Raw genomic sequence first — 17,115 nt, forward strand, 5'->3', positions numbered from 1 at the left:
TCTCCTTATACGATCAATGAACTATTGCCATTGTTGCTGGCAAGGGTGGTGGGCATTTCCAGATAAAAGTCACCAATATTCACGGTGGTCGAATTGACGCCCACTAATGTGATGGTGTCAGTGCCGATAGTCACAATAGTGTTGCCATTGTTTCCGGTGATAGACACGCTGCTGGCAAAATTACCCGCGTTGATGCCTAACAAGACGAGATCGAGGAAGTCCTGGCCGCCGTTGGGGTTACTGTCAAAACCGGTGATCCGGTCCTGCCCAAAGTTAGCACCGAAGGCGAAGATATCGCTCCCGGCCCCTCCGTCAAGAATGTCGTTACCCTCCTGGCCATTGAGAATATCGTCGCCGCTACCGCCGGAGAGGGTATCCGCGCCCGCGCCGCCAATCATGACGTCGTTGCCGTTTCCGCCCTGCAGGTTATCAGCGCCATCTCCGCCATCGAGGAAGTCATTCCCGGTACCGCCAAACAACTGGTCATTACCTCCCATACCAAACAGATAGTCATTGCCGGAACCGCCCGTAATGGTGTTAGCAATAGCATTCCCGGTACCGATAAAGCTGCCGCTGCCGGTAAAGACCAGTTCTTCCACGTTGTCAGTGAGGTCATAGCTGCTGAGGCCGGTACGCACAATGTCCGTACCGCCATTCACACCTTCAATAACCACATCACCGAAATCATCAACGATGTAGGTATCATCGCCCGCGCCGCCGGTCATACTGTCGGCGCCAAGACCACCATCAAGCGTGTCATTACCCGCATCCCCCTGCAGGATATCTTGCCCCGCCTGACCAGACAGACTGTCGTTACCCGCACCGCCCACGAGCAGATCGTCACCTGCGCCGCCCAACAAAGTGTCATTCCCACCTTCACCGCGCAGAATATCGCTCCATGCGGTACCGACGAGCATGTTCGCGCCGTTGGTACCGACAATCAGATCGCCCACAGGCTGTGTGGTGGTCGAGGTCAGAACAACAGGGGGGTTGCCTTCATCGTCGACGACGGTAACCACCACCTGCAGCGTTCGACCGACCATGGCCTGGCCCGGCGTATAGGTCGCGGATGTCGCGCCGTTAATGTTGACGAATCCGGTTGGCGAACTCATTCTCCATTGATAGGTGAAATTACCGCCGCTCAGACCGTCTGCGTCCGCAATGCCCGAAACCACCGCGGTCAGCGTCAGACTTTCAGTCGGAGTGAGGTCATTAATTACCGGCGCACCGGTGGTGGCCTGATTTCTCGGCAGGATTGCCTGAGTTTGTGCCGACACCAGCGTTTCTGCGTCACCCATACGGTCGTTAAAACTGGCTACCACACGCAGCGGCGCGCCCTGAATAGCGCCAGGCACTCTGAACTCCGCACCGGTTGCCTGATCCCGCCATTGGCCGTTGACGAATGCCTGCCAGGTCATCGTGATGGCCACATCCGCTGCCAGCCCATTACCGTCCAGCAAATTCGCCACGTTGACGCGCAGCAGATCGCCCACCGAAGGGTTAGGATTGCTGATGGTGAGATCGCCCGTCGCTTGCTGCGCCGTCACCCACAACTGCTGAGCATCGCCAAACTCCAGTTTTTCGATGTTCAACAAACGATCAATGCCATCATTCAGGTTCAGCGCGGCATTGGGCGTAGCGTGATCGACACGCAGGCTACCGTCAGCCATACGGGTGAAGACATAGTTGCTGCTGACATCACGGTACACCGCAACGTCGGTTTCCGTGCCGTTACCTTCATGCAGAATTTCGCGCACAATCGACAGTTGATTCGGTTTCAGCGTGCCAGCAAGCATGTACGACTTCAGTTCGGTCATGCCTTCGGCGCTGGTGAGTCCTGCCATACCGGTAACGGCAATACGCACGTTGAGCCACGCATCGCCATCAATAATATCGTTACCAGCTTTACCCATAATGCGGTCGCTACCGCCGCCGCCGAGTAAAATATCGCTACCATCATCAGGGTTCAGTAGCACCGCGTCCGGGTTAGCAGAACGTTCTACGCCGAGAATGGCCTGAAGCCCGTTGATCCGGTCCGCACCTTCCTGGGTCAGGTTGTTAGAGAGGGGAACACCCTGAACCGGGGCGGTGCCTATCGGCTGTTCCGTCCCGGTCAGGATATCGTCGTATTTCCAGCCCGACAGCCCCTCAACCAGGTCAAAACGATCGCGCAGAATAAATTCCTGCTGGTTAACGAAAATTGGGATCCCAAGATCAGAGTTAGCGCCGTTTGGGTCGCCTTTATGGATAGCCCAGTCGAAACCGGCCATACCATTATTACGCTGGATCCCCGCGCCCTGAACCATGATGTCGTCACCAGCTTCGCCATCGTAGTCGGTGTCGTTACCCTGACCGTTAAGGACATCGTGACCGATAATGGTACTGTTGAAGAACAGCTCAGAGTTATCACCCGCCAGCGTGTCAAACCCGTCGCCGCCTTCCAGCCAGTCATCGCCTTCGTTGCCCATCAGGAAATCACCACCCGAGCCGCCAAGCGCAAAGTCATTATCCTGACCCGAGAAGACCTCCTGCGCATCTTCACCGACCACCACGAAGTCGCTGCCGCTGCCGCCAAAGACCAGATCGTTGCCATTTCCGGAGAAAATAACGTCATGTCCGGCATCGCCGTGCAGGAAGTCAGCATCGCCAACGGGTGTACCGGTATCGGTAATAATGTCATCACCGTCACCGCCGTGGACCACATCGGCTTCGTCACCGCCGTCCAGTCGGTCATCTCCGCCATCGCCCCACAGGCTGTCGATCCCTTTACCGCCGATTAACGTATCGTTGCCTGCCGTTCCGCCAAGTACCACATGCCCATCACCGGTATATTTCAGATAACCACCGTCCGCAAAGCTATCGCCGTCAACATCCGCGCCAGGGTCGCGACGCACCAACAACGGCGAGAGCAGATCTTTCAGCGGATTACCCCATTTCGGGTCGATTTCCGTTTGCAGCACGCGGTTCACTTCAAAAATATGGTCCGGCGTCTGGAACAGGTTGGCGGGCAGGTGAGAGGAACCCTCCTCACCAAGATCGCTGTTACGCATTACCAGCGCGGAAAACGAGTTGGCCTCCAGTTCATTGAGTAAGTTCAACCCCTGAACGCGGCTCAGGTAGTAGAAACGATCGCCGTCCTGCAACATTTCCATTTGCGTTTCAAAAACAAAGTTGAAGGTTGAACCCAACATGCCGCCAAATTCATTTTTGCGCTCAGCCAGTCCGCCAATCCAGAAATCGACCATATTCAGGCCGGTTTCTTTCGTTGCCCACGCCCCGGTGCTATTAAAGAAATCCATTGCATCCGCAGGTGGGGCGTTATTGGCATCGCCAAACAGCAGGAAGTTAACCGCCGCGCGTTTACCTTCAAGGCTGGTGGCATTGAGGATCAGTTCATGCTGACCGTAAGCGGCCATAAAGTTAATAATAGAGGCCGGGTTTTTCAGGTAGGTGGTAAAGTCAGCCCAACTGGTATAGGGGCGTAGTTGGCTATCACCGCTTAATGCAAAAAACTGCTCGCGAGCCTGGTTCAGCGAAGGCATTGCCGTATCACGGCCACGGGCAATATTAAGCGCGCCTAAATCAAGGGGCAGGCCGATGAGATTATTACGCAGAGCATCGGTAATAAACTCATCAATTTCATTGCCCACCTGACGCGTCATACCACGCACAATCGCGCCGATGGCCTGGTCGTCAGTGACGGTGGCACCGTTGATTTCATTGAATGCCACAGGATTCAGGAACGCGGCTATCAGGCCGATATCGCCGCTTTGCATATCAATGTTGGTACGCGCCACGGTTTCTGTCAGCATTGAATGCCCGAAACGGTAAACCACGTGCGCAAACTCGGCAAAGATAAGGGGGTTAATATCCGCCGTGTTGGAGAAGACAAACGGATCGACGGCGGGTTGTACGGTACGTGCAAACTCCTCAAACACGAGGTGCTGGTACTGCATTTCCGTGGAGAAGCGACCGGCCTGGAATAAGTACTCGCCATTCCATACCAGAGTACTGGTATTGGCAGGCATCTCAGTGATTTGGTGATTCGGCATCAACCACTGGTTAATGAGGTCGATGTCGCCGGTTTCCAGCAGTGTGGTTTTATACTGTTCAACCAGGCGATTATGTTCGCTGTGAAAAACGGCATGCACAGCGGTTAAGCCAATGTTTTCATTACCACGCCCATCGCCGGTGATAAAGTGGCGGTCGAGCAGTTCGTTATCATAGGTTCCCGCAGGTTGCGCTCCTTCGCCGCCGATAGCACTGTCATCATCCGCCAGCAGGCCCGCTTTTGGCGCGGCAGTATGAGCAATATCATCCAGAAACGCGTGGCCGGTGCGGAACGTCTCCGCAGGTAACAGGCCGCCATTGGCTTCAACCAGGCCGTTGGTGGTCACAATCTGTACCTTCCCGTTTTCACTTAAAATCAAATTACCGTAGCGGTCCGTTGCCAGCAGAGGAACATTAAAAACATCCTGATCGGTGAGTTTTATACCCAGTAGAGTTTCAGCCTGATTTTTAACGTCAGCCCAGGTCGCCAGTCCTCCGTTAGCGCCGCCTAACAGATTTCCCGTTGGCTCGGGTTTACCGTCAATGATTACGTATTCGCGGATGAAAATCTGATGTGAAGGGTGGGAGGTGTAGGTCTGGTTTTGATCAATGAAAGGGGTTGTCAGGTTTACCGTCTCTCGGTTTTCGTTGACCGTCGCCCGGGTTAATAGCATAAAGTTTGTATCCGACCCCTCAACATATAATGGGTCGTCTGGCTGTAGCGGAATGAAAACAATACCGTTGCCACCTTTCGGTATCAAATCCAGACCGTGGTCGAAAAACTGACCAAAGAAGGTCATCCAGCCATTAAAAGCGGGGGAAAGTCCAATATCCGGAGACTGGTTGGGAATAGATAAGCTGCCTTCTCCTGTAATAGTACCACCACCAGGCGCATCTTTTAATGCGTTGAATACCTCCAGAGCCGCCGGGTTTGAAGCCGTCTGGTCCGAAATTAAGTTACTGATAATTCGCGGGTCAGCATCAATAACCATCCCGCCAATTTGGATATAACTGGTCATTTCATCCGCGTCTTGCCAGTTTAATGCGGTTAATCTTGGCATAGTCTGGTCGGCAGAGCCGTATAACTCTTGACCCGGTAAAAGGTTATTCCATGAACCATCCACCGTACGAAGGCCATAAGGTAATAGCGGACTGGAGACTAATTCTCGAAGCATTTCATCATTAACGCTACCATCCGCGTTAGTTGCCGCTTCGGATATTTTGATCTGCTTAAGAATAAAAGCCAGATCGTGCAGAGTGACAGTAAAGTCATATTGTGAGGCCATAAGTCATTACCCCTATCTTTACCTGTATTAGCTATCATCACTCTTTTCTTCTGCTTACAAAAGCGGACAGAAGAATGAGTCGCATCAGATATCTGATTGTTAGTACATGATTAAGCTCCGTATTTTAAAACACAAACGATATCCACGACCGGAATGGTGTTATTCTCCAGATATTTAACCAGACCAATAAGATATTCACCTCACTTATGAATTGGGTTTTAGTGACCAATGCTAACCGTGCCTTATTGAAATTAAAGGCATATTCGGGGCGCGAAGTTTTGAGAAGACGAGGTCTTCTCAAGCAGTGAATGTGTAGGTTTTTTTAAACTCAGATTACATTTATGTGATGATCATAACTATGGTTTTTCCGTTGCCGACTTCACTCATACTTTTTTATGAAAACATTAAATTTTCATTTCTTTACATTTGAATTAATGCCAAATTTCTTATTAAGAAGAATTCTCATTAAGGCGATATTTAAGAGAGCAGGGGCAGATTATAAAATTTAATATTGGATGAAACTTAACGCGACATCATTCCAGAGGCCTGATTATGCTATTAGCGTAAATCAATACTGTGTGATAACTGGCCTACGTTTTGTTAAGTTCCCATCCAGACAGGTAATACAATGAAAAAAAATATAATTCTTCTTTCCGGAATGCTCTTTTCGGCATTCGGTAACGCCAGTACGCTCTATTTTTATGAAGTCGGAACGGAGGATACAGCACTCGCTGGTGCAGGGCAGGCCGCTCGCGCTCAGGATGCCTCAACGCTATTAACGAACCCAGCGGGAATGACCCGTCTGTCTGACCATATGGTCAGCGGAGGGTTGCAGGCGATGGGGGGAGATATTCCCTATACGCTGAACAATAGCGCTGACGAAAGGCAAAGTCCGGGGAACGTAATGACGCTGTTCCCCAATTCCAGTATGTTTTATGCGCAACGCCTGAGCGATACCGTTTCAGCCGGGCTGGGATTATATGGCAACTATGGGTTGGGTATCGATTTTGGCAACTGGGCCGGGGATCGGTTGATTAAACAAAGCACCCTGGTTGCGATGACGCTGAGTCCAGGCGTTGCATGGAAACTGAGTGACAAGGTGTCGGTTGGTGCTGCTGCGGGTTTGAACTACGGTTTTCTGTCTTTAAAAAGAAATGTCGACGGCCACGATGAAAAACAAAGCGATCATGACTGGGCGATGAATTACCGCCTTGGCTTATTGATGGATTTAAATGACAAAACACGGGCGGGCATAACCTGGAGCAGCAAGACTGATTATCATTTCAATATTGACGGCAAAGCGCGTTTCCCACATCTACCTAATATTGGCTATGACCTGCCGATTTCCGCCCAGGTCCGCGCGCCACAGCAGGTAATGGCTAGCTTGGTTCACGATATTAACCGAAGATGGTCAGTGATGGGGGATCTTGGCTGGCAGGACTGGAGTCAGTTTGGTAGCCCTCAGATTACAATAAATGGTCAACCTGACGATCGTGATAATAGGCTGAAAGATACATGGCATACGGCGGTGGGTGTGCAATATCATCCCGATGAGCAGTGGCGAATTAATGCCGGGGTCGCATTTGACAGTTCACCGTACAAAACACAAAGTAATGCCGCGCTTTCGTTACCGACCGGGGATGAATGGCGATTTGCCACCGGAGCTCAGTACCAGATTACCCCAGCCAGTAATATCGGGGTAGCCGTTGAGTATTTGCATATGCAGTCATCCAGCGTTAAATCTGATATCTATGCCGGTGAGTATAAAAATCCGTGGCTTTGGTTTGCCAGCGTTAACTACAGCTATCAGTTTTAGCATCGTTGTTATCAAGTCGAAATGTTATGTATTGTCAATAATCACCATAGCAAAGCATCCATGCACTAATGTTCAGTGAACGTCTGCTGGTGGCCTTCTAAAAAAATCATTTAAATAAAAATAAATTTGTACTTTTAGTATTGCGCAACCTATGGTTTTAATATGAGGCTGTACTATTCTTCATGGAATATACGTAGAATCATAGCGTTATCTCAATCAAAAGAATACAGGTTTGAACATGCAAATTTCACCCCCGGTACGCCCTGAACAAAGCATACAACGTTTAATGCAAGTGCTTGAGCCAATTGCAGAAAAGCTTAAGGTTGTACCTCGACGCCGTATCATGTGGAAATACAAAAATAAGCCTCAGCTATATCTTTTCCTGCAAGGAGAACTCTCCATCTTACGTTCGTCTGATGGCCTGTTAATTGTGACTGTCTATGAACCTCATCTGTTCGGTATTGCCGAGATGATCCAGCCGGTCCATGGTCACTTATTACGCGCAGAAGCCGAGTCGACAATATTACGCGTGGATGCCGATAAAGCGCGAGAGCTCTTCCATCAACAAGGGTTGTGGGAAGATGCGGCGGCTGTGCTTTCATATCACACGGGTTATCTCTTTTATCGCGATGATCTAGTGGTACAGCAGCGTACCTATTCGGTGATACGAAACCATCTCGAGGAAATGATTTTGTTACCGGAAGAGACCCGCAAACGCATGTCTATTTTGGATTACATTCAGGATCGCACCCACTTATCACGCAGCAGCGTTTTAAATGTCATTTCAGCCCTAAAAAAAGGAGGCTATATTGATTTTGAACGCGGGGGATATCTTACCACCATCAATAAATTACCTGAGCGATTTTGAGTAAATCCAAAAATAAATTAAAAAGTAATTATCACCACAACTTAAATACCCTATTGTAGCGACACGTTATTTGTATCAATCGTAACTGAAAGCCTCGATAGGAAAATCATGAAAAAGACGCTTATTACACTTATTATTGCTAACGCTTTTACAGCCACAACCGCTTTTGCTGCAGCGGATGTCGGAACCTGGTATGCTGGCGGGAAATTTGGTTGGTCACACTATTTTGACTCCAGCACCACTCAACAGAGCAATAATCACGGTGAAAAATTTGGTAATGTTGGCACCGATGGCGATAATGTTGGTGGCGGTGTATTCACCGGTTATCAAATTACACCATGGCTCGCCGTTGAAGGTGGTTATGATTATTTAGGTAATATGCAGTTCAATGGTAAAAATGGCGCATCAGGTTCGCAAATGAAAAGCCAGGGGCTGCAACTCACACTGAAAGCAAGTTATGGTCTGAACGATGCCTGGGATGTATATGGTCGGGCAGGTGCCATGGGATATCGCGCAGAGTCCGATATTAAAGGGAATAATCGTTTTGATACCGGTGTCCGTCCGGTAGTGGCGGTAGGTACTGAATATGCCTTTAATAATAATTGGGCAGGGCGCCTTGAGTATCAATGGGTAAGCAATGTCGGTAACGAAAACCAGATTGGAGCAACCAGCGATGTCAGTTCTGTTACGGCGGGGCTGTCATATCGTTTTGGCCAGCATGACTAACCTTAGTTAATCAAACAGCCCATATTTAAGAGCCTCCACATTCATCAATGAGGAGGCTCTTTTATTATTCAATAAGAGAATTAACCGACTGATTGATGCTCAACAGACCCGTTTGATTATGCTCCTTATAATAAAAATTGTTCATCTGTTGCATTTGCTCAAGCTTAGATAATGAAGCATACACCTGGTATGCCTGGCTATGAACATCAAACATCTCATTACGCTTAACATCATGAAGATAATCACTTTTTAGCGTGTTTGCCACGTTTTTAATTTGCAGTTTATTTTCTTGATATAACGACAAGGATCTCGAATTACTGCTCGATTTAGTCACGGAGTTATTCTGGATAACAGGAATAATCATTTTATTAATTCTAATTACTTTCTCCGGTGGCGAAGAGCTACAACCAGAGAGGGTTCCAATGATGAGTAATAGATAAAGTGCACGCATATTTATTGACCTAAGGAAATGGATGCCAGTCATTATCTTTTTAAACAATCCATTGTCTACGGATGATTTATTTAAATAAAAATTTATAATTAAATATTTTTTAATGATACTGGCTTATAAGGTTATGTTAACCTTTCAATACTCAATCACGCCGTCCTGATAAACATCGCATCGCAGATGCATGTCAATAATCAATGAAGCAGTTTTGATCCTGCTTGAAAATTTATTATTAGCAGAGAATTTATGAAACTAAATAAACGAGTAAGCTATCTGGCTTTAGCCGGTGTCTGTTCGACATCGTTAATGTCACTTCCTGCAATCGCACAGGAAGGGGCAAAAGATGCTACAGCTCAAACCAAAAGCGCGAATGATGCCTTATACGGGCAATTGCCATTCACTGATAAAACAGATTTCGTAAATGCCCATAAGGGATTTATCGCTCCGCTTCCCGATGAACTAATCAAAGGAAAGCAAGGGAACATCGTTTGGGATCCGCAGCAATATGCTTTTATCAAGGAAGGCGAAAAAGCTCCCGCTACGGTTAATCCAAGCCTGTGGCGTCAGTCGCAGTTGATCAATATCGGTGGTCTGTTCCAGGTAACCGATGGTGTATATCAAATCCGTAATCTGGATCTCTCGAATATGACGATAATGGAGGGGAAAGAGGGAATTACGGTCATTGATCCGCTGGTATCGGCAGAAACGGCAAAAGTCGGAATGGATCTTTATTATGAAAATCGCGGTAAAAAACCCGTTGTTGCCGTCATTTATACGCACAGCCATGTTGACCACTACGGCGGCGTACGTGGTGTCGTGGATGAAGCTGATGTTAAATCCGGCAAAGTGAAGGTATATGCACCGGCTGGTTTTATGAAGGAGGCCGTATCTGAAAATATTATGGCAGGTAACGCCATGAGTCGCCGGGCCAGTTATATGTATGGCAATCTGTTAAAACCGGATGCAAAAGGTCAGGTAGGTGCAGGCCTTGGTACGACAACCTCTGCGGGTACGGTGACACTGATTGAACCTACTAATTACATTACCCACACCGGGCAGAAAGAAGTTATCGACGGTCTAACCTATGATTTCATGATGGCGCCTGGTTCAGAAGCGCCCTCTGAAATGCTGTGGTATGTAGAAGAGAAGGGAATGATTGAGGCCGCTGAAGATGTAACCCACACGCTGCATAACACCTATTCGCTGCGGGGCGCGAAGATCCGCGATCCGCTGGCATGGTCAAAATATATCAATGACGTTATTGGCCGCTGGGGAGGTAAGGCGAGCATTATTATTGCTCAGCACCACTGGCCAACCTGGGGTAATGAAAATGTTGTGAAGTTAATGAAGAGCCAGCGCGATATGTACCGTTACATCAACGATCAAACATTGCGGATGGCTAACCAGGGTCTGACTCGTGACGAAATCGCCGCTAACTTCAAACTGCCGTCTGGTCTGGAAAAATCATGGGCCAGCCGCGGATACTATGGTTCCGTTAGCCATGACGTGAAAGCAACTTATGTCTTTTACCTCGGCTGGTTCAACGGTAACCCGGCAACGCTGAACGAACTACCGCCAGTAGATGCCGCGAAGAAATATGTCGATTATATGGGAGGGGCCGATGCCATCATGCAAAAAGCAAAAGCGGATTATGACCATGGTAATTACCGTTGGGTGGCGCAGGTGACTAACAATATCGTCTTTGCGGATCCGAGCAATAAAGAGGCTCGTAATCTGGAAGCCGATGCTCTTGAGCAGATGGGTTACCAGGCAGAGTCCGGTCCATGGCGTAATTTTTATCTGACTGGTGCGCAAGAATTACGCAATGGTGTGGTAAAAGGCGCAACCCCCAATACCGCCAGCCCGGATACGGTTAAAGCTATGTCGCCGGAAATGTTCTTCGATTATCTGGCTGTACATATTAATGGCGAAAAAGCGGCAAATGCCCAGGCTGTCTTCAACGTTGATTTAGGCGCTGACGGTGGTAAATACAAGTTGGAACTAGAAAACGGTGTTCTTAACCATAGTGCTGATACTCAGGCCAGTCATGCTGATGCCTCCATTACGCTGAATCGGGCGACGTTGAACAAAATTATCCTGAAGGAAGAATCGCTGAAGCAAGCGGAAGAGAAAGGTGAGGTACAGATCACTGGCAATCACGCCAAACTTGACGAGTTCGTCGGATATTTAGACAGTTTTGATTTCTGGTTTAACATTGTGACGCCTTAATTGTAGATAGAAATCATGTAATAACCCGTCAGCAATGACGGGTTTTTTATTATTGCTGCGGTTCAATTATTAAGAATAAAAAAGATCTGAAATATAATGTGGGAATATTTTATCCATAATGTTAATAATTAATGTAATTAAAGTAACACTCCATATAATCTGTATATTTTTGTTTTCATGGACGAGAGTTTGTGTATCATGATATAATGCGGCGGAAAAATATGCAGGTTATTAACCTGTCCGTAGCATAAATGAATTTTTGAGGAGACCATTCCAGTGGGACGTAAATGGGCAAACATTGTTGCTAAAAAAACAGCTAAAGACGGTGCAACGTCTAATATATATGCAAAATTTGGTGTAGAAATCTATGCTGCCGCTAAGCAAGGTGAGCCTGACCCAGAATCAAACTCAGCTTTAAAATTCGTTATTGAGCGTGCAAAACAAGCCCAGGTTCCTAAGCACGTTATTGATAAAGCAATCGATAAAGCCAAAGGTGGCAGCGATGAAACGTTCGTACAAGGGCGCTATGAAGGCTTTGGCCCAAGTGGTTCACTGATTATCGCTGAAACATTGACTTCCAATGTTAATCGTACAATTGCTAATGTCCGCTCAATCTTCAATAAAAAAGGCGGGAATATTGGAGCAGCAGGTGCAGTCAGCTATATGTTTGACAATACCGGGGTGATTGTATTTAAAGGAACAGACCCTGACCATATTTTTGAAGTTTTGCTGAATGCCGAAGTAGATGTCCGCGATGTAACCGAAGAAGAAGGGAACATCGTTGTTTATACTGAATCTACAGATCTCCACAAAGGAATTGCTGCTTTAAAAGAAGCTGGCATTACTGAGTTCTCAACAACAGAATTAGAAATGATTGCTCAATCAGAAATTGAACTTTCACCTGAAGATTTAGAAATCTTTGAAGGACTCGTTGACGCTCTTGAGGCTGACGATGATGTTCAAAAAGTATATCATAACGTTGCAAACCTTTAATTGTAAATTAAAAGGGAAGTGTCATTGTGGCTGATTTTGAACTTACAAATTTGTTATAAAAACATCCAGCCAGATGCATTGATTATAAGAAATAGATAAAGTTTACGTAGAAAATCCAGGTGACTGTCTGTTTTACACTCAAAGCAGACAGTCATGTTCACTGTTTGCCCACAGGATGAGTCAGGGCGTTCTTTTCCCGGGAATCAAAAACCGCCTCCACGTTCAAATGCGACTATAGGTTTGACCTTGTCGTTTATCATCACCGTTACCAACCCTTGAAAATGTATCCAAAGGATAGCCGGGTCGGGCTAATTCGTAACAGCGGACATCGCATCAGAGAGACTATAGATATCAAACGAGTTTTTATTCGAAGGATCTGACTGAAGCTTTACCGCAGCAGTCGCAAGTAAACACACGGATTGCTCAGCGCATTGATGAGCAGGAAAAAATAGCGGAAGCGATTTTACGCTGAAGTTAGTTTCATTAAAGGATTCTGTGAAGATTGCTGGCAGACAGTTGGTGGCCAGGACCGCATGTATGAGTTCGACGAACAGAAACTGACGCCATGTTTCCGGCACCAGAACGGATAGAAAACTTATTCGCTTTAACCGAAGCCGGATTGGGGAAGGGTAAGCACGCGAGTGAGCGCCATATGCTGAGGGCCATGAACTGAGAGATCATTAGATTGCATTTAACTTATGTTGTGTATAAAAATGGTTCATAGATGATATCATTAATAGGTCCTTGTTTTTAAATTAATTTAATCATTATTAATCGTTTTGTCAGAAGTTTACTTCATGAACCAATTAAATATTGCCACTCTGAGCCAGTCAGATGCCAATTGGTCGTTTTGATTTATGTACCATCTGTAACTCCTTGAGCAAAAAATAGGGCTGGATTTTCACAGTTAGCAGAGGCCACCAGAAAAGCATAGTTTTATCCCTGAATGAACTGGCGATAATGAATGTTGGGTATCCACTCTATGCTATGAGTTCAACCGATGGAAAGCGTTGCAGCTACCCGTTGAACTCCAAGACAAAGCAGACACTGCGCACTGTAAGCTTTCGGTCATGTCAAAAGCGAGCAGAGTATGGGTAGCACTGGATTCATTATAGTGTTGCAGGTAAGTATTCATAAATCGACGTTATATAGTGATAATACGACAACTTAAGTTTGTTACCTTTTTTTAAGATAACAATTGGTATATAACCTATTTGACAGAAATAATAAGTTTCCTAAAAGTGAAAACTTTAAAGGCATTCCTTTAACTTATTTTTTTGTGACAGATTGGATTGTTACTGCATATGCAGGCAAAACCTACTTCGAACCAGTTCTAACTGGTTTGGGTGGGTTTTTTTTGTTTTCTGAAAGGTAAAACCCCTATGAAATATCAGTCACTTGCAGAGTTCATAATTAATGGTGTTGGTGGGCGTGAAAACATTAAAAGTGTTAGCCATTGTGCAACAAGACTTCGTTTTGAATTGATAAGCAACACAAATGCTAATAAAAAAGAGCTTCATGATCATGCAGATGTAATTATGGTTGTTGAAAGTGGTGGCCAGCTACAGATTGTCATCGGTAACAATGTTTCCGAGGTGTATCAGGCAATTGAGGCTTTAGGGGCCACGGACAAGTTACTTCCTGATAATGTTGAGGACAATGGTGATAAATCAAAAGAAAACTTGTTCAGCCGCCTAATTAACGTAGTTTCTGGCATTTTTACGCCTTTTTTGGGTGTACTTGCTGCCTCAGGTATACTGAAAGGGCTACTAGCCCTTTCAGTGGTCTGTGGAGTAATGTCTGAATCAAGTGGAGCCTTTAAGATTTTCTCAGCTGCCGGGGACGCTTTGTTCTATTTCTTTCCTCTGGTGCTGGGTTATACGGCGGGTAAAAGATTCGGTGGTTCTCCGTTCCTTTCCATGGTGATTGGTGGCGCTTTAATGCACCCAAGCATGATTTCGGCTTTTGATGCTCAACTACAGTTGGGGGGGACGTCAGACACCTTTTTTGGTATCCCAATTACATACATTAATTATGCTGGTTCAGTTATACCCGTTATTTTCGCATCGTGGCTCAGCAGTCTTGTCGAGAAGAATTGTAATAAAATACTGCCGTCAGCTGTAAAAAATTTATTTACACCGTTTATCGCACTAGCCGTTGTCGTACCATTCTCTTTTTTACTCATCGGTCCCATTGCTACCTGGCTTAGCGAGTCAATGGCGAACGCCTTCCTGGCCGCATATGAGTTTGCGCCAGCTGTCGCGGGTATCATAATGGGGGCGTTGTGGCAGGTCTGCGTTATGTTTGGCCTGCACTGGGGTCTTGTACCCGTGATGCTCAACAATGTCACTGTGTTGGGTCATGACATTATGCAGCCATTGCTGGTGCCTGCTGTTGTAGGACAATTGGGTGCAGCTTTAGGTGTGTTTCTCAAAACAAAGGATCCGAAGTTAAAAACGCTCTCAGGTTCAGCAGTGAGTGCAGCTATATTCGGCATTACAGAACCTGCTGTATACGGTGTCAACCTACCGAACAGGAAACCATTTATTTTCGGATGTATTGCTGGCGCTGTTGGTGGGATGATCGTCGGCAGCTTCCGCGGCAGTATTTACTCCTTTGGACTGACCAGTTTCTTTACACTTGCACAAATGATCCCGCCTACCGGTATGGATATGACCGTATGGGGAGCTATTATCGGTACGCTTGTATCGCTGATACTTTCCACTGTCCTGACACTGTTTTTTGGTTTGCCAAAGGCAGAACAGGCCATAATAGATAAAAATGACAATAGTGAAATAATTATTCAATCCCCGTTAACAGGGAAAGTTATCAACATCGCCGAGGTTAAAGACCACACTTTTTCAAGTGGGTTATTAGGTCAAGGTGTAGGGATTATTCCAACATCAGGTAAAGTTGTTGCGCCATTTGATGGCGTAATTTCATCCCTGTTCAGTTCTAAACATGCAATCAATATGGTTAGTGATAATGGTGTCGAATTATTAATTCATGTCGGTATAAATACGGTCAGGTTGAATGGTGAAGGGTTTATTGCTCATGTTAAATCTGGCGATAGCGTCAAAGCCGGAGAGCTTTTGCTTGAATTCGATATCGATTTTATTCAGAAGGCAGGATATTTACTGGATACACCAGTGTTGATTAACAATAGTGATAGTTACAACGCGATACGTCTGACAGAAGAAGATAAAGTGACCAGTAACGCATTCTTAATGAGCATCAATAAATGATGGAGGATAAAATGAAAAGATTTCCGGATAATTTTTACTGGGGTGGTGCCATCGCTGCAAACCAAGTCGAAGGGGCATGGAATCAGGACGGAAAAGGACTCTCAACCTCCGATGTTCAACCTAAAGGTATTTTTGGTGGAGTGATTCCGCGTAAAGAAAACGTTAGCAGCATCAAAGATGTTGCCATCGACTTTTATCACCGGTATCCGGAAGATATAAAGCTATTTGCCGAAATGGGGTTTACCTGTCTGCGAGTGTCCATTGCATGGGCGAGGATTTTCCCTGATGGCGATGAACAAACTCCAAACGAAGCCGGTCTCGCTCATTATGATCGGTTGTTCGATGAGTTGCTTAGCCATGGGATTACCCCTATGGTGACGCTATCTCACTACGAGATGCCGTGGAATTTAGTCACGCGTTACCATGGCTGGGGAAACCGGCTTCTTATTGACCTTTTTGTTAAATATGCAGAGACAGCGTTTGAGCGCTATAAAGATAAAGTTAAGTTATGGTTAACATTCAATGAAATAAACATGTCTCTGCACGCACCTATGACTGGTGTTGGATTACCGGAAGGCAGCAGTCAGTCTGAAATATATCAGGCGATCCATCATCAACTGGTGGCCAGCGCTATTGTGGTAGGGAAATGCCATGAAATTGTTAGCGATGCAAAAATCGGTAACATGCTGCTGGGAGGACTATTGTATCCGCTTACCTGTAGCCCGGACGACGTTCTTAAAGCTATGGAAGAAAATCGCGGTTGGCTGTTCTTTGGTGATGTTCAGAGTAGGGGCTGCTACCCTGGTTATATGCTGCGTTTTTTCCGTGAAAACATGATTGAACTGGATATAACAGAACAAGACCGTGAGCATCTTAAGACGAATACGGTCGATTTTATCTCCTTTAGCTACTATAACAGTGGTTGTGCCAGCACGGATGACGAGATTATTGAAAAATCGCGTGGAAATATACTTAGCATGATTTCAAACCCTTTACTTCCGTCCTCTGAATGGGGATGGACTATTGATGCGACGGGGATGCGAATCTTGCTAAATATCCTTTGGGATCGTTATCAAAAACCATTATTTATTGTCGAGAATGGTCTGGGGGCAAAAGACACTCTAAAAGATGACTTCACTGTAGATGATGATTACCGTATTGCATATTTGAACAACCACCTGTACCAGGTATACGAAGCAATAGAAGACGGTGTCGACGTCATGGGTTACACGTCTTGGGGCCCTATTGATCTAGTAAGCAACTCCACGGCAGAACTAGGTAAACGTTACGGATTTATCTATGTAAATCGCGATGATAAAGGACATGGTGATCTTGCTCGTTACCGCAAGGCAAGTTTTTATTGGTACCGTAATGTTATTCGCAGTAACGGAGAAACGCTGGTTCCCAAATTGTGATTTAAAAGAGTAGATGGTTGAGCCTTCTGGTTGCTGTAG

Annotated in this window: 9 protein-coding genes; 7 read left to right on the plus strand and 2 right to left on the minus strand. The window is 46.3% G+C overall.

Features of this window, described 5'->3' with window-relative positions:
* Positions 1 to 5: 5 nt before the first annotated feature.
* The gene (locus LA337_11390; protein ID UBI18245.1) at positions 6 to 5,336 is read right to left on the minus strand and encodes a heme peroxidase; all 5,331 of its coding nucleotides are present in this window, start codon (positions 5,334 to 5,336) and stop codon (positions 6 to 8) included.
* Between the two features lie 628 nt (positions 5,337 to 5,964).
* Here LA337_11390 and LA337_11395 point away from each other — a divergent pair.
* From LA337_11395 to LA337_11405, 3 genes are all read left to right on the plus strand, one after another.
* Positions 5,965 to 7,152 (plus strand): outer membrane protein transport protein, encoded by a 1,188-nt coding sequence (locus LA337_11395; protein ID UBI18246.1) that lies wholly within the window; start codon positions 5,965 to 5,967, stop codon positions 7,150 to 7,152.
* A gap of 238 nt (positions 7,153 to 7,390) precedes the next feature.
* Positions 7,391 to 8,020, plus strand: coding sequence for a helix-turn-helix domain-containing protein (locus LA337_11400; GenBank protein ID UBI18247.1), 630 nt, complete (start codon positions 7,391 to 7,393; stop codon positions 8,018 to 8,020).
* 108 nt (positions 8,021 to 8,128) lie between these two features.
* Entirely contained in the window at positions 8,129 to 8,746 is a 618-nt protein-coding gene (locus LA337_11405; GenBank protein ID UBI18248.1) for an outer membrane beta-barrel protein, read from the plus strand.
* Positions 8,747 to 8,810: 64 nt separating this feature from the next.
* Here LA337_11405 and LA337_11410 read toward each other — a convergent pair whose 3' ends face one another.
* Positions 8,811 to 9,197 (minus strand): hypothetical protein, encoded by a 387-nt coding sequence (locus LA337_11410; protein ID UBI18249.1) that lies wholly within the window; start codon positions 9,195 to 9,197, stop codon positions 8,811 to 8,813.
* Between the two features lie 243 nt (positions 9,198 to 9,440).
* Here LA337_11410 and LA337_11415 point away from each other — a divergent pair, with 243 nt between their 5' ends.
* The 4 genes from LA337_11415 (at position 9,441) to LA337_11430 (ending at position 17,076) form a co-directional block, all read left to right on the plus strand.
* A complete protein-coding gene (locus LA337_11415) occupies positions 9,441 to 11,423 on the plus strand; it encodes an MBL fold metallo-hydrolase (GenBank protein UBI18250.1) in 1,983 nt (660 codons plus the stop codon).
* A gap of 276 nt (positions 11,424 to 11,699) precedes the next feature.
* Complete coding sequence (locus tag LA337_11420) at positions 11,700 to 12,416, plus strand: YebC/PmpR family DNA-binding transcriptional regulator (GenBank protein ID UBI18251.1); 717 nt, start codon at positions 11,700 to 11,702, stop codon at positions 12,414 to 12,416.
* A gap of 1,382 nt (positions 12,417 to 13,798) precedes the next feature.
* Positions 13,799 to 15,661: a beta-glucoside-specific PTS transporter subunit IIABC gene (locus LA337_11425; GenBank protein UBI18252.1), complete on the plus strand. Its 1,863-nt coding sequence runs from the start codon at positions 13,799 to 13,801 to the stop codon at positions 15,659 to 15,661.
* A gap of 11 nt (positions 15,662 to 15,672) precedes the next feature.
* On the plus strand, positions 15,673 to 17,076 hold the full coding sequence (locus tag LA337_11430; GenBank protein UBI18253.1) for a glycoside hydrolase family 1 protein: 1,404 nt from the start codon (positions 15,673 to 15,675) through the stop codon (positions 17,074 to 17,076).
* Positions 17,077 to 17,115: the final 39 nt, after the last annotated feature.

Source organism: Citrobacter europaeus (genome assembly GCA_020099315.1).
GTDB lineage: Bacteria > Pseudomonadota > Gammaproteobacteria > Enterobacterales > Enterobacteriaceae > Citrobacter > Citrobacter europaeus.

Excerpts from the sequence above, each read along its gene's own strand:
- LA337_11390 (UBI18245.1), bottom strand. The coding sequence starts at position 5,336 with ATGGCCTCACAATATGACTTTACTGTCACTCTGCACGATCTGGCTTTT.
- LA337_11395 (UBI18246.1), top strand. The coding sequence starts at position 5,965 with ATGAAAAAAAATATAATTCTTCTTTCCGGAATGCTCTTTTCGGCATTC.
- LA337_11400 (UBI18247.1), top strand. The coding sequence starts at position 7,391 with ATGCAAATTTCACCCCCGGTACGCCCTGAACAAAGCATACAACGTTTA.
- LA337_11405 (UBI18248.1), top strand. The coding sequence starts at position 8,129 with ATGAAAAAGACGCTTATTACACTTATTATTGCTAACGCTTTTACAGCC.
- LA337_11410 (UBI18249.1), bottom strand. The coding sequence starts at position 9,197 with ATGCGTGCACTTTATCTATTACTCATCATTGGAACCCTCTCTGGTTGT.
- LA337_11415 (UBI18250.1), top strand. The coding sequence starts at position 9,441 with ATGAAACTAAATAAACGAGTAAGCTATCTGGCTTTAGCCGGTGTCTGT.
- LA337_11425 (UBI18252.1), top strand. The coding sequence starts at position 13,799 with ATGAAATATCAGTCACTTGCAGAGTTCATAATTAATGGTGTTGGTGGG.
- LA337_11430 (UBI18253.1), top strand. The coding sequence starts at position 15,673 with ATGAAAAGATTTCCGGATAATTTTTACTGGGGTGGTGCCATCGCTGCA.